Source organism: Ekhidna sp. (assembly GCF_965221965.1).
Taxonomy (GTDB): Bacteria; Bacteroidota; Bacteroidia; order Cytophagales; family Cyclobacteriaceae; genus Ekhidna.
This window is the reverse complement of record NZ_OZ244926.1, coordinates 2,479,216-2,493,297: the sequence shown is the minus strand read 5'-3', so window position 1 is coordinate 2,493,297 and position 14,082 is coordinate 2,479,216. Positions and strand designations below refer to the sequence as shown.

Here is a 14,082-nt window from a genome sequence, read left to right as displayed (position 1 = left end):
CACATATAGAAATATTTGCCCGATAATTGCGTTTCTCACGAGATTGCAAAGAAAACACAAACCTGTAAACCAGAAGAACGGCTTTTAGTTCAAATGTCTATCACTGTTAATCATCTAACCAAAGTTTACGGTACACAAAAGGCCTTGGATAATATTTCATTTGAGGCTGAAAAAGGTAAAATAACGGGATTTCTCGGGCCGAATGGTGCTGGAAAGTCTACCACCATGAAAATTGCTACCGGCTACATTGGTTTGACTGATGGGTCTGTTCAGGTAGATGGCGTTGATGTTTCAAAAGAGCCCTTGCAGGTGAAGAAGCTGACAGGTTATTTACCGGAAAACAATCCGTTGTATCTGGAAATGTACGTGAAGGAGTACCTTGGTTTTATTGCCGCATCCTATGGGTTGAAAAATAAAAAATCGCGGATAGAAGAAATGATTGAAATGTGCGGGCTTGGGCGAGAGCAGCACAAGAAAATCGGGGCTCTATCAAAAGGCTATCGTCAGCGTGTCGGGCTTGCACAGGCATTGATTCATGATCCACAGGTTTTGATTCTGGATGAGCCCACTAGTGGTTTAGATCCAAACCAATTAGTGGAGATTAGAAAAGTGATTAAAGAGGCAAGTAGAGATAAAACCGTCATACTTTCCACCCACATCATGCAGGAGGTAGAAGCTTTATGTGATAAGGTGGTGATCATCAATAAAGGACAAATTGTGGCTGATGATGAAGTGAAAAACCTTAAGTCCGTGACGGCAGATGTGATCACCTATAAGGTGGAGTTTGAAGAGGAGGTAGCTAGCACGCTTTTCGAGAAAGAGGGACTTAAAGTTTCTAATCTTGAACGGCATATTTATAGTATTTCCGCTCAGGAAGATCCACGGAAGATGATCATGAAGGTGGCGGGTGAGCATGCCATGCCACTCATCAATATCTCAAAGGAAGAGCAATCATTGGAAGGAATTTTTCAGGAGTTGACACGAGGAAAGTGAGAAATGAAATTATACCATATCGAAAAGATTTGAAAGCAAAAGCAAGGGAGCTGAGAAAGAACAGCACACTGTCAGAGGTATTGCTGTGGCAAGAACTTAGGAAAAGACAATTCAACGTTCAATTTCATCGGCAAGTACCGTTTCTTAACTACATTGTTGATTTTTACTGCCATGAGTTGAAATTAGCAATTGAAATAAATGGTAATTCACATGAATGGAAAGTGTCGTATGATCATCAGAGAATTGGAAAATTACGAGCTGAAGGAGTTGAGGTTTTAGTCTTCGATGATCTTGATGTTAAGAACAATATCAAATGGGTGTTAAATGAGATATATAGAAAGATTCATGGAGAGAAACTTTGACACCCTCCTAACCTCCCTCAAGGGAGGAATTCGTTCGATCGAAAAGTGGATTTTAGATCGAAGAGATTATCCCCTTGAGGGGATTATAGGGGTGTCATTAACAAGTAAATGTTCATGATCACGATCCTAAAAAAAGAAATAAACGAATTCCTTGATTCACTCATCGCCTATGTGGTGATAGGGATTTTCTTAATAGGAATTGGATTGCTCATGTGGGTCTTTCCGGATACCAATGTATTGGACTATGGATATGCCAGCATGGAGACCTTATTTTCGCTTGCTCCTTATGTATTTATGTTTTTGATCCCTGCTATTACAATGAAAGCATTTGCAGAGGAGAAAAGAAGTGGAACCATCGAACTATTATACACTTTGCCATTTCGGGATATTGAAATAGTGGTCGGAAAGTTCTTTGCAGGCTTCCTTCTGGTTGTTTTCTCCATTCTCCCCACGCTGATCTATTACTTTTCTCTTTCCTATTTAGGTAATCCGGTCGGAAACCTTGATACAGCAGGTATTACAGGATCATATATCGGATTGATTCTACTTGGAGGCATCTTCACTTCTATCGGTATTCTTTCATCCGCATTAACGGGTAATCAAATCGTTTCCTTTATTCTGGCAGCTTTTTTATGCTTTGCCTTTTATGCAGGGTTTGATTCCATTGCCTCCATTAATATTTGGTCTGAAACATCTTTCATAATTGCTCAGGTTGGAATCTTATCTCATTATGAGACCTTGAGTAAAGGATTAATTGACTTAAGTGATGTGGTATACTTTCTATCAATGATCGTGCTTTTTCTATATATCACACGAATTGTATTAAACGTACAAAAAGGATGAGGGAGGAAAGTAAAATAGTCATACTTCAGACCCTTGTGGTAATTCTGTCCGTTTGGCTGGTAAACCAGCTGGCAGAACGGTACCGGGTACAGTTTGATCTGACCGAGGAGAAACGCTACACCATTTCAGATGCAACCAAATCCCTCTTACAATCTCTTGATGAGGACGTCTATTTTGAAGTCTACTTGGCGGGGGATTTGCCATCCAATTTTGAGCGCTTTCAAAATGCTATTGCAGAAATGCTGGATCAATTTGCCCTGGAGAGTGATAACCGCATTCAATATAAATTCACCGACCCTGCTCAGGCGACCAATTTGCAAGCCCGAAATCAGTTCTATCAATCGTTGATAGATAAAGGTGTTCAAGCAACTAATCTTAACTATAAAAATGCGGATGGTGATAAGATGGAAAAGCTCATTTTCCCGGGCGCGCTCGTTTCAAAAGGGATCAATGAAGTTCCTGTCAACCTACTGAAGGGGAATAGCGCTGCAGGGCCCATCCTCAATCAAAGCATTGAAGGGTTGGAATATGAATTAGCATCTGCCGTAAATCAGCTGGTCGATGGAGGCACGAAAAGAATTGGATATATCATCGGGCATGGCTCTCCAGACTCCTTGGATCTGGCTGGCTTCAGGAGTACAGTCTTATCCAAGTTTGATCTTTTTAATGTCTCATTGGAAGGACGTCAGGAACTGAGTGGCTATGATGCAGTGGTTATAGGAAAACCCACCAGGCCCTTTACTGAGCAAGAGAAATACCTGGTAGATCAATACCTGATGCGAGGAGGTAATTTGATTTACTTTATTGACGCTTTAAGTGTGAACATGGATAGTGCTTCCGGTGAAGGAACTGTAGCCATCCCATACGAGACGAACCTCACTGATCAGCTGTTCAGGTATGGGGTCCGTGTCAATCAGAATTTTGTATTGGATGTAAATAGTGGTCAGTTTCCGGTGGTTGCAGGCAATATGGGCAATCAACCTCAGATTCAAATGATCCCATGGCCTTTCTTTCCGGTTTTAACCAATTTCAGCAAGCATCCATCGGTCCGCAATTTGGATGCGATTCTGGGCCGATTTGTATCAGAAATTGATACCGTAAAAGCTGTGGGTATTACGAAAACACCATTGATTAATACCACCCAATACACCAAACTACTTGGACCACCTGTCCGAGTTGCTTTTAATGATTTGAGAGATGAACTTAGGCCTGAGAAGTTTACGGATGGGCCAAAAACGGTAGGATATTTATTGGAAGGAAAATTCACCTCGCTGTATGCTAATCGCCTGATTCCAAGAGGTTTTGATAAGCAGTCATTTATTGAGAAGGGTGAACCCGGAAAAGTGATAGTCATTGGAGACGGAGACATCATTCGTAATGATCTGGATCCGGAAACAGGCGAACCACTGGGGCTGGGGGTGGAGCCTTTCACCAAAACCACCTACGCGAACAAGGAATTTATCCTGAACATTTTAGATTACATGGTGGATGACTCTGGTTTGATAGCAACCAGGTCCCGCGAGGTAAAGATCCGACCATTGGATCGAGTGAAAGTGCAACAGGAGCGTTCAAAATGGCAGCTTATTAATCTGGTTGCACCTGTTGTTTTGATTTTGATCATTGGTGGAGTGAAATGGTATTTAAGGAAGAAGAAATTTGCTAGTACGTGAATAAATCAATAAAATACCTCATTGCAATAATGTTGCTGTTAGCAGCAAACCTTTGGTTGTTTTTTTCAGGCAGTGGGAATAATACACCAGCGGCCGAAACATATTTTGCTTCCGAAGACTTGGAAGAAGTAAGCCGGTTTTTGTTTGTACTGGACGGAGACACTACAAAAATTGAGCGAGCAGATCAGGAGTGGATACTCAATGATCAATTCAAAGCAGATGAAGGATTTGTCAACACGTTGATCTCAATCCTGGAGCGTGTAGAAGTAGGTAGAACCATCAATGACTGGGATAAGGAAATACTGGGAAGTGCAGAAGTAGAATTTGACTTTAACTCTCGATATCGCTTTCAGCTTGCTACCAACCCAAACAGAACCAAGACTTACTTCATATCGGATGATATAGCCAAAGAAGTGGCCGTGCCTGGATATCGGGATAACGTGGCAGATATATTTACCCTTCACCCGGATCAGTGGAGAGACCGGTTGGTTGTGGATGGTAGTTGGAGGTCCATCCAACGTGTGGAGGTAAGCAATAAAACCGGAGAAGATTTTAATATTGTCTTCGATGATTCTTTTTTTCTGGTAAATGGAGAAACACCAACAGATAGTTCAGGTGTTATAAACTACATTAATCAGTTCCAGCAGTTCCAGGCAAATGAGATGATTTCAAGTGGAAGGTTCCCTGAATTGGACAGTCTTGCCAGTACTGAACCAATGGCCATCCTGCTCATAGATGACATCAAATATGAAGATCCAAAAACACTCAATATTTATCCAGGGCTGAAGAATCAGCCATATCATTTGGCGGTTGATGAGAATGGCAATAGGATGGTTATTGATGCAAGAAGAGTGCAACAAATCTTATCCAATCCGGATCGAGCTAACTGATCATAATTCAACTGTATATCTCATATTTTGTGCTTAAATTAGCGTCCCGAAAAAAATAGGCGGGTAGCCTGAATCACTAAGCTTTACATTATGAAATTTATTGTATCATCATCCTATCTTTTAAAGCAGCTTTCAGCCATCAATGGTGTGATTACAACAAATCCTGTTGTACCCATTTTGGAGAACTTCCTATTTGAAATTAGTGATGGAAATTTAACAGTTACAGCTTCGGATTTGCAAACAAGTATGATCACTGAATTGCAAGTGGAGGCAAAAGAGGATGGCAGCATTGCGATTCCCGCAAAAATCTTATTGGAGACCTTAAGAAACTTGCCAGAGCAACCGGTAACCTTCTCGATTGACAGCAACACTTACAGCATCGAAATCAACTCTGATAACGGTAGATATAAGCTAGCAGGTGAAAATGCTACGGACTTCCCTAAGATTCCAACTGTATCTGATGGTTACTCTGTGAACATGTCTTCAGAAGTGTTGGGTAGAGCAATCAATAATACCATTTTTGCCACTTCCAATGATGAGCTTAGACCAGCAATGACCGGGGTATTTGTAAAGCTCGATGAAACCAATACCACCTTTGTAGCGACTGATAGTCATAGATTGATTCGGTATAGAAGAGTGGATGTAGCTGCTGATATGGGGCATAGTATGATCATCCCTCGGAAGGCACTTACACTACTGAAAGCGACACTTCCTCAGGAGTTGACCAATGTGAATGTTGAGTTTAATGCTTCAAACGCATTTTTCAACTTCAATCGGGTGAAGATGATTTGTCGCCTGATCGATGAACGGTTTCCCGATTATGAGAATGTGATTCCATTGGATAATAATAACACCGTAGTGGTGAAGAAAGACGAGTTGCTTAGCTCACTTAAACGTATTGCGATTTACGCAAACAAAACCACGCATCAGGTACGACTTAAGATCACTGGAAGTGAGCTGATGATTTCTGCAGAGGATTTGGACTTTTCGAATGAAGCCAACGAAAGACTTTCATGTGAACATGATGGCGAAGATTTGGAAATTGGATTCAACGCCAAATTCCTGGTTGAAATGTTGGCAAATATTGATTCTGATGATATTACATTAAGGCTTAGCGCTCCCAATAAAGCAGGTATCATTACTCCAAATGAGAAAGATGAGGAGGAAGATATCCTTATGCTGGTGATGCCTGTGATGTTGAATAACCAGGTATAAGGTAGTTCAATTAAGAGTTTGATATAGAAGCGATGCGTATAGTATCGCTTTTTTTATTGCTCTGATTCAAGCTCTTTTACCATTTTTCGTAAGCGGCTTACTTTCTTTCCATAGATCAGAAAAAGTATCAAGTGAAATAAGCTACCTACAAGTGCTACCAGTATAATCCAAACAATAATTGTAATGGCCAATTGTCTTACGGTTTCTATTTTAGCCAGTCCTTCCGCATTGGCTGGGTCCATTAATCCATAGATAAACCCCGTAATTAAGGAAATCCAGAAAATAACTTTGTAGTGTAGAAGAAAAAACCGGAGGTATCCGTACACTTTCTTCAGGCTTTCTAAAACATTTTTATCGTAGTTAAAACGCTTAATCTGCCTTATTAGAAACTGATAATAAACAAGATAAATAAGGGTCAACAGCACATATGCTCCGATAAGCCAATACGAATCCCCTTGCTTAAATGAGAATAGAACCATTGGAGGAAGTACAATAATACTGAGCCAAAACTCGATCCATAGTATGGTTTTGATCCAGTAGAGAGTGGTTTTCGTTCCTTTTTTCTCTAGCGTGGTGATGTGAAGAGAAGATGGGTCTTCTTTTTCCTTGCCTTTTTTCCAGACTGATCGTATGTCAAACTCTTCAGCCATTGATTATCATCTTTAATTTTTCTTTAAGTCTATTCACCTTCACGCCTACGTTACTCACCGTGATACCAAGAATTTCGCTCATCTCCTTATAGCTTTTATCTTCCAGATAGAGGAGAATAATGGCTCTCTCAGACTCCTTCAGCTTTCTTATCCCCTGATACAGTTTTTCTATTTGTTCTTTTTCAGGATCAGTTTCTTCAGGGGCATCAACTTTCCATTCTATCGGAACGGTCTCTACTTTACGCTTCAACCGTTTAGAATGAGATAAACATACATTTAATGTCACACGATACACCCAGGTTGAAAGCTGAGATTTTCCTTCAAATGATTTGTGAGATCGCCACAGTTGTAATGTCACCTCTTGCACAAGGTCTTTCAGTGATTCTTCATCACGTGCATAAGCCCTGCACAAGTGCATGATGATGGACATGTGCTCTTCTACGTACGATTTGAAGAAATCTTCCGACACGCTTAGAGGTGTTAGTAGCTAAAGTTGCCGATTTATTTCAATCAGCAATTATTTTTTCTTGGCAGTCCTTTTTCCTCGCCCTTTCTTTTCAGGTGCTTTTTCAGCCAATTCTTTACATTCCTCGTAGGTAAGCTCTTCAGGCTTTTTATCCTTTGGAATCTTGACGTTCTTTTTCCCAAACTTGATGTAGGGTCCATATCTGCCATTCAATACAAATACCTGATCATCTTCATCAAAGGTTTTGATGTACTTGTTGGCATCAGCTTCACGCTTCTCATGGATGAGTTCGATGGCCTCTTCTGCGGTAATGGACAATGGATCCTGATCCTTTTTCAAGGAAACAAACTTTCCATCGTGACGAATATATGGACCATATCGTCCTACAGCAGCAACCATTGGTTTATCCTCGAAGGTTCCAACTTCGCGGGGTAGTTTAAACAGTTCAAGTGCCTCTTCTAACGTAATGGTATCCATGAATTGACCATGCTTCAGGCTTGCATACTGTGGTTTTTCCTCTCCTTCGACCAATTCACCTTTTTGGACATATGCACCATATTTTCCATGACGTGCATAGATTTTTTCACCCGTTTCCGGATGCTCACCAAGCTCCCTTACCTGGTTAACCTCAGATCGATCCAGATTCTTGGATTTTTCTACTGTGGAGTGGAATCCGCCGTAGAAATTGTCGATCATTTTATTCCAAATGGTTTTACCCTGCGCAATATCATCAAACTGTTGCTCTACATCTGCAGTAAAGCTGTAATCGATCACATTCGGAAAGTGATCCACAAGGAAGTCATTGACCACCATCGCAGTGTTGGTAGGAAATAGTTTGTTCTTTTCTGCTCCTGTGATCTCTGTCGCTTCTTCACGCTTGATCTCTCCGTCTTTTAGCCTGCATTCAACTGAAATCCTTTCATGACCTTCACGAGAATCTTTCTCAACATAATTTCTTTTCTGGACAGTTGAAATGGTTGGCGCATAGGTAGAAGGACGACCAATTCCCATTTCTTCTAATTTCTTTACCAGACTCGCTTCTGTGTATCGAGGTGGGTGACGGGTGAATCCTTGTTTGGCGAGAATTTCTTTCAGATCCAATGCTTGCCCAACTGATAAAGGAGGAAGTATTTTGGTGTTTTCCTCTTCACCGTTTTCATCATCTGTCGACTCAATATAAACTTTTAGAAAGCCATCAAATTTTACTACTTCGCCTTTGGCAACCAGTTTTTCATCTGTTGTAGAAATACCGATCGTTGCAGTGGTCTTTTCCAATTTAGCCTCTGACATTTGAGATGCTATAGCTCGCTTCCAGATGAGTTCATAAAGTCTTTTTTCTGCGTCATCCTTGCCGGTAACCTGAACCCCAAAATTTGTTGGCCTGATAGCCTCATGAGCCTCCTGAGCTCCCGCTTTCTTCGTTTTAAAGACTCGACGATGGGCATAACTCTCGCCATAGTTAGCATTGATGGCAGAAGCAGCACCATTGAGAGCTTCATCTGATAAGTTTAATGAGTCTGTTCTCATGTAGGATATTTTTCCCGCCTCATATAGTTTTTGGGCAACAGACATGGTTCGTGCTACCGAATAGCCCAATTTCCTGCTGGCCTCCTGCTGCAATGTGGAAGTGGTGAAAGGGGGGGCAGGTGATTTTTTAGCTGGCTTGGTTTCCAGGTTTTCTATTGAGAAATTAGCACCGTTACATTTTTGTAAGAAGCTCATGGCTTCTTGTTCAGAATCAAACTTTTTTGGTAGCTCTGCTTTTAAAACTTTTCCACCCTCAAGATTAAATTCAGCAGTAATCCTAAAAGAAGATTCTGGTTTGAAATTGGCGATCTCACGCTCTCTTTCTACCACTAAACGTACGGCAACAGACTGTACTCTTCCTGCAGAAAGACCGCCTTTAATCTTCTTCCAAAGAATAGGAGACAACTCAAATCCAACCAGTCGATCAAGGATTCTTCTGGCTTGCTGAGCATTTACCAAGTCAATGTCTATACCGCGTGGATTTTTGATGGCGTTTTGAATGGCGTTTTTGGTGATTTCTCTAAAAACAATTCTTCGTGTTTTGGCATTATCTAAATCCAGGGCCTCAGATAGGTGCCAGGAAATGGCTTCTCCCTCACGGTCATCATCCGATGCGAGGTAAATGGTTTCTGCTTCTTTTGCCAGTTTCTTGAGTTCCTTTACTACATCTTTTTTGTCTTTAGATATTTCGTAGGTGGGCTTAAAATCGTTCGCTATATCAATAGCAGAATCATCTTTGGGTAAATCACGTACATGACCATACGATGATTTCACCTCAAAATCTTTTCCTAAATACCCCTCAATTGTTTTGGCTTTTGCCGGCGACTCTACGATTACAAGATTTTTTCCCATGAATGATTTTTTTGGATCAAAAGTGTTGAGCGGAACTCAATTTGCGCGTAAACATAACACGACTATTTAAATCCTGTTCAAAGGAAAAATGAAAAAACTTAATTTCTTTGGTTTATGGAGACCGGGTTCAATCAATTATATTTAGGGTAAACCAACCTAACAGATGAGTAAAAAAATCTACCTGATTCGGCATTCCTATGCGGAGGACCCTAATGGTAAGCAGGATTTTGAAAGACATTTAACACTTAATGGTCAAAGCACAGTTCGTGCATTGGGCCGCCATCTGATCAATCAAAACTTTAATCCAGATATTATTCTTTGTAGCTCTTCAGTACGAACCACAGAAACGGCAATTAACCTTGTTGAGGAGTTGGAAATCAGTGAGCAGGTGGTATCCTATGAAGAGGTAATCTACAATGCCTCTGTTCGTGAAATGCTGGAGGTGTTGAATACAGTTTCGGAAGACCATAAGGAAGTGGCAATAATTGGTCACAACCCAACCATTACATTTTTCGGGGAATACCTTTCCGGATCGGTCATTGGAAATATGGAACCAGCAGGAGTGGTTACGATAAAAATTCCTAAGCTAAAATGGTCAGAAGTTTCGCAGGGCACAGGTACTTTTGAGGGTTATTACCATCCGAATCATTAAATGTATAATCCAAGCGCTGTAGGTAAAAAAGGGAGTATTTTCGGATTACCATACAATCTCGAAGAATCTGACCTGATTTTAATACCGGTTCATCTGGACGTCACTGTATCGTATGGCCAGGGTACAGCCAAAGCTCCAGATCTCATTCTGGATGAATCTTCACAGTTGGACCTTTCTCTGGTTTCTATCCGGGATCCCTGGCAGCTTAAGGTGGCTATATATGACCGGCTCGTGGTAGCTAGTCAAAATGAAATTCAGCGTGGAAGAGCCATTAACATTATCAAAGCATTGGAGGCGGGTAAGGATCCCGAAGAGGACCAGCTAGCCTACGTCAATGAATATTGTGAAAGCACACTTTTAAAAGTAGAAGAAACGGCATCTTCATTTCATAGCTTAGGAAAGCTAGTTGCAGTTGTGGGAGGAGATCATTCATCACCACTTGGATTGATTCGTGCCTTATCCAAAAAGAAAAATTTTGGAATTCTTCAAATTGATGCGCACATGGATTTAAGAGAGGCTTATGAAGGCTTTACTTATTCTCATGCAAGTATCATGTATAATGCATTGAAAGAAGATGGTGTAAATTCACTAACCCAGGTGGGTATTAGAGATTTTTGCGAGGAGGAGGAATCGTACCTTTCAGAGTCAAAAAAACCTGTGCATGTCTTCTATGATGAAGTAATTCATAACAGACAGGTAGCTGGAGTTTCATGGAAGGAGCAAGTTGAAGAAATCATTAAAACCTTACCTCAAAACGTCTACATCAGTTTTGATATGGATGGTTTGGACCCATCCCTCTGTCCGAATACCGGAACGCCCGTTCCCGGAGGGCTACAGTTTAATCAATCTGTTTATTTGATGGAACAGGTGGTTAGGTCGGGTAGAAAAATTGTGGGTTTTGACGTGTGTGAAGCCGGGAATGATTCGTGGGATGCAAACGTTGCGGCACGGATAATTTATCGGATCGCTACACTTACCGGTGTTTCAAATGGCTTACTTGCTTTTAGATAGTTCGTTCAGTAGCTGTTTGAAATTTTCAGTGTTGTATTTAGCCATCCCATGATTTTCAACTTTTATTATACCGTCCTTATCCAGTACATAGGTAGTTGGTATCGCATGTGTATTATAACTTCTTGGTAAGGGGGATCTGAGGAAATAGACCGGGAACTGAAAATCCTTTTTAGCCAGGTAGTCTTTCGCCTTAGTTTCATCCTGATCTAAAGAGATCATCGCAAACCTAACTTTGTCCTTTTTGTCATTGTAGAGCTTGTTAATGTCAGGCATTTCAGCGATACATGGAGGGCACCAGGTAGCCCAAAAGTTGATAAAAACGACTTCTCCCTTGAAAACATCAAAGGGTATTTTTTCTCCATTCAGATCTTCAAGCAAGAAGTCGTAAGAAGCAGACTTCTCATCATTCACAACATTTGGCTGAATAATCCCTGTAGATAGCACTACTTTCTGAATTCGACCGATTATCGCTGTATGCCACCCAGCCAGGTAAATCACACCGCAGACAACAATTAAAACGATCCATTCTATAAGTTCTCGCTTGATTTTTCGCTTCATAATTAGGGTTTAAAGCTATTAAGACACCCCAACCTTGCAAATGATTCATTCTTAGCTGGTAAGTGTGTCTTCTTATTTTTATAAAACCACTTAGTATTTTTATAAATTAGCAATTGCAAAAAATCTCACCATGCGTATGAAACTCAAGTCAACAGCTATTATCCTTCTATTTCTCATCGCCTATGGCGCTCAAGCCCAGAAAATCAAATACAAGAATCTGTATCCTTTGCTTGAGGCAAAAAATTATGAAGAAGGAATCCCTCAATTAAAAATTTTCTTGTCTGATGAAAAGAACAATGATGAGGCGAATGCTCACCTTCAAATGGGGTTGTGGCTGGAAAAGAGGTTTCTGGAGTACGATGTTGTCGATGATTCAGCAAAGCTTTATGCATCTGGCGATTCTGCAGTAGCTTCTCTGGAAAAAGCTAAAACGCTTATTGATGATAAAGAACTTAGAAAAAATGATGAGTACTATCAGTCTTTTTTCCGACGAGATCTGAGAACCGGTGAGTTTGGGATTAAAGTATCCGATGTTCATCTGGATATCGAGAAAAAAGTGGAAGCTATTAACACGCGGATTGCGGATGTAAAAGAAATGCATCGCCGGGTAGTGAAGGTGGAAAACAACCAAAAAGCAGCGATGGATGATTATCAAGCGTTGGTTTCACAATATAAATTGTATAGTAGCCTGTTGATTGGTGCTGATGATGAGGTACAGTCTAAGCTTGCAAGTATTGAAGAAAATGGAAGAGTAGGAGTGGAGAATGCGAAGAGCGTCCAGGAATTAGCTGCGAAACTGGGATCAGATAAATATAGTGAAGAGCCGACTTTGAAAAGTATCGATCAATATGGTGTGGATGGTATGAATGCTTCCAATATTCGCTCTGGAGTTATCGAAATTTGGAATTTTGAAGAATGGGCTCGTGAGTCACAGTCTGAAATCATGGGTGGGGTTGCGCTTTTTAAAACGATGGTAAAAAACTATGCGGATGAAATTCGTGATAAGAAAGCCAAAGCTAAAAATAGTCAGGACGTAGAAATTGGTGATTTCCCTGAGAACCTAGCCAATCAGTTTGATAAGTACGATCCGGAATCAACTGTTGAGAAACTGTTGAAGATTGAGATGTATGAAGCTAGAATTATTAAAAATGTGGATTTACAATTGAATCCTGCTTTGATGGATTCATCATTGATTGGGAAGCAATTGCAAATTTATGATCTGGCATATGCCAACGCTAAGGCGATGAAGCTATTAGTTGAGTCGATCAATACCGATGATCTTGAAGTGGCGAAGAAAAAATACAAGGATTACATTGAAAGCTTTTTTCAGAAGTATGTAACGGCTTCCAAATATGTAACTGACATGCAAATATGGGCCGGGAGACAAGTGGATTGGTTAGGAGAGGCTGTGGAGTTCTGGGGTGAAAAAAACCGATGGGGTCTGAGTGCTGAAAATGATGAAGTCAAATACCCATTGTTTATTCAGGACGCTCCTGAGGGTGGATTCATGACGATGGGCATTCCTGTAAAAACACCGGATGAGATAATAGCCTATGGCGCAGATTTGAATAGCAAAAAGGGATATGTGGCCTCTTTTGGACCTGACAGAGTGGTGAAATGGAAGCTTGACTTTGATCTACCGGGAAGTGAGGCTGTGCAGTATGTTAGTGATTCTATCCCAACCATAGAAGGCTCTGAGAGCTTCTACATTTACAATACTTCTGCCACTGAAAACAATTTTGTAGTGGTTAGCTATACGCCTGCAGGACAGCTCAACTGGGGGACTTTAGTGACTATTTCGAAGAAGCCGGTCGATTTTAAATTTGATGACCTTACTCAGGAATTGACCATTCTTCTTTACCCTGAAGAACAGCTGCCTTTAGATTCTGATGAGTTAGGATATGTGGTGATTGATAGAACAGGGAATGCGCGATAGTTTATTAGTAATTGTCTTATTTTTTTCTTTCATCGCTTGCTCAGAAGAGGACCTTCCCGAAGGGCTATATGATTATCAGGTTGAACGTCTTTTGACCGGTGGGTCTGCTAAAACCTGGGATCAGGTGGTCGGCTCAACAAATTGTACGGACTCATTAAAGTTGTACTTTGAATTGGTCAATGACTCGGTAGACATATCCCAAATAAACCCGGGAAGTGCCTGCGCTTTTGATGATACACTCTTTCTTGGAAGGGCCAATGCTTCAGGTTTTCCCGATAACAACTTATTTACGGATTCATTGAATTTTTCTGATGGTGATTATTGGATGATTCGGAGGATCACTTCAAGTCTTTTACAGATTGAGGTTTATAATAACACTTCAGATTACAGATACGTAGAATAGTCGCAAAAAAGCTTTTACTTACTTTTGGCCGTTCTATCAACAGATAGCCCTTTT

The 14,082-nt window shown here is 40.7% G+C and carries 14 protein-coding genes; 10 read left to right on the top strand and 4 right to left on the bottom strand.

What is annotated here, in order from left to right; translation table 11 throughout:
* Positions 1-93 precede the first annotated feature (93 nt).
* The 6 genes from gldA (at position 94) to dnaN (ending at position 5,973) form a co-directional block, all read left to right on the top strand.
* Entirely contained in the window at positions 94-993 is a 900-nt protein-coding gene (gldA, locus tag ACOQON_RS11790) for a gliding motility-associated ABC transporter ATP-binding subunit GldA (protein ID WP_420575616.1), read from the top strand.
* On the top strand, positions 990-1,355 hold the full coding sequence (locus ACOQON_RS11785) for an endonuclease domain-containing protein (RefSeq protein WP_420575615.1): 366 nt from the start codon (positions 990-992) through the stop codon (positions 1,353-1,355). The genes gldA and ACOQON_RS11785 overlap by 4 nt, the downstream gene beginning before the upstream one ends.
* A 114-nt stretch (positions 1,356-1,469) precedes the next feature.
* A complete protein-coding gene (gene gldF / locus ACOQON_RS11780; RefSeq protein ID WP_420575614.1) occupies positions 1,470-2,198 on the top strand; it encodes a gliding motility-associated ABC transporter permease subunit GldF in 729 nt (242 codons plus the stop codon).
* Positions 2,195-3,868: a gliding motility-associated ABC transporter substrate-binding protein GldG gene (gldG, locus tag ACOQON_RS11775; protein WP_420575613.1), complete on the top strand. Its 1,674-nt coding sequence runs from the start codon at positions 2,195-2,197 to the stop codon at positions 3,866-3,868. The genes gldF and gldG overlap by 4 nt, the downstream gene beginning before the upstream one ends.
* Positions 3,865-4,758 (top strand): hypothetical protein, encoded by an 894-nt coding sequence (locus ACOQON_RS11770; RefSeq protein ID WP_420575612.1) that lies wholly within the window; start codon positions 3,865-3,867, stop codon positions 4,756-4,758. The genes gldG and ACOQON_RS11770 overlap by 4 nt, the downstream gene beginning before the upstream one ends.
* 90 nt (positions 4,759-4,848) lie before the next feature.
* Positions 4,849-5,973, top strand: a complete 1,125-nt coding sequence (gene dnaN / locus ACOQON_RS11765) for a DNA polymerase III subunit beta (protein ID WP_420575611.1) — start codon at positions 4,849-4,851, stop codon at positions 5,971-5,973.
* A 53-nt stretch (positions 5,974-6,026) separates the two neighbouring features.
* Here the strand turns inward: dnaN and ACOQON_RS11760 are convergent, their stop codons facing one another.
* The 3 genes from ACOQON_RS11760 to topA are packed head-to-tail and all read right to left on the bottom strand — an operon-like array spanning position 6,027 to position 9,468.
* A complete protein-coding gene (locus tag ACOQON_RS11760) occupies positions 6,027-6,623 on the bottom strand; it encodes a hypothetical protein (RefSeq protein ID WP_420575610.1) in 597 nt (198 codons plus the stop codon).
* Positions 6,616-7,092 (bottom strand): RNA polymerase sigma factor, encoded by a 477-nt coding sequence (locus ACOQON_RS11755; RefSeq protein ID WP_420575609.1) that lies wholly within the window; start codon positions 7,090-7,092, stop codon positions 6,616-6,618. Before ACOQON_RS11755 ends, ACOQON_RS11760 begins: the two co-directional genes overlap by 8 nt.
* A gap of 48 nt (positions 7,093-7,140) precedes the next feature.
* Positions 7,141-9,468 carry a type I DNA topoisomerase gene (topA, locus tag ACOQON_RS11750; RefSeq protein WP_420575608.1) on the bottom strand — a complete coding sequence of 776 codons (2,328 nt, stop codon included), beginning with the start codon at positions 9,466-9,468 and terminating at the stop codon, positions 7,141-7,143.
* Positions 9,469-9,631: 163 nt separating this feature from the next.
* On the opposite strand from topA, the gene ACOQON_RS11745 reads away from it, so the two are divergent.
* Positions 9,632-10,120 carry a SixA phosphatase family protein gene (locus tag ACOQON_RS11745; RefSeq protein WP_420575607.1) on the top strand — a complete coding sequence of 163 codons (489 nt, stop codon included), beginning with the start codon at positions 9,632-9,634 and terminating at the stop codon, positions 10,118-10,120.
* Positions 10,121-11,131 carry an agmatinase family protein gene (locus ACOQON_RS11740; protein WP_420575606.1) on the top strand — a complete coding sequence of 337 codons (1,011 nt, stop codon included), beginning with the start codon at positions 10,121-10,123 and terminating at the stop codon, positions 11,129-11,131.
* Here ACOQON_RS11740 and ACOQON_RS11735 read toward each other — a convergent pair.
* Complete coding sequence (locus ACOQON_RS11735) at positions 11,114-11,689, bottom strand: TlpA family protein disulfide reductase (protein ID WP_420575605.1); 576 nt, start codon at positions 11,687-11,689, stop codon at positions 11,114-11,116. The two genes, ACOQON_RS11740 and ACOQON_RS11735, sit on opposite strands and share 18 nt — an antisense overlap.
* Positions 11,690-11,825: 136 nt before the next feature.
* Here ACOQON_RS11735 and ACOQON_RS11730 point away from each other — a divergent pair, with 136 nt between their 5' ends.
* Entirely contained in the window at positions 11,826-13,625 is a 1,800-nt protein-coding gene (locus ACOQON_RS11730; protein WP_420575604.1) for a hypothetical protein, read from the top strand.
* Positions 13,615-14,028, top strand: coding sequence for a hypothetical protein (locus tag ACOQON_RS11725; protein ID WP_420575603.1), 414 nt, complete (start codon positions 13,615-13,617; stop codon positions 14,026-14,028). The genes ACOQON_RS11730 and ACOQON_RS11725 overlap by 11 nt, the downstream gene beginning before the upstream one ends.
* The last annotated feature ends 54 nt before the right edge of the window (positions 14,029-14,082 follow it).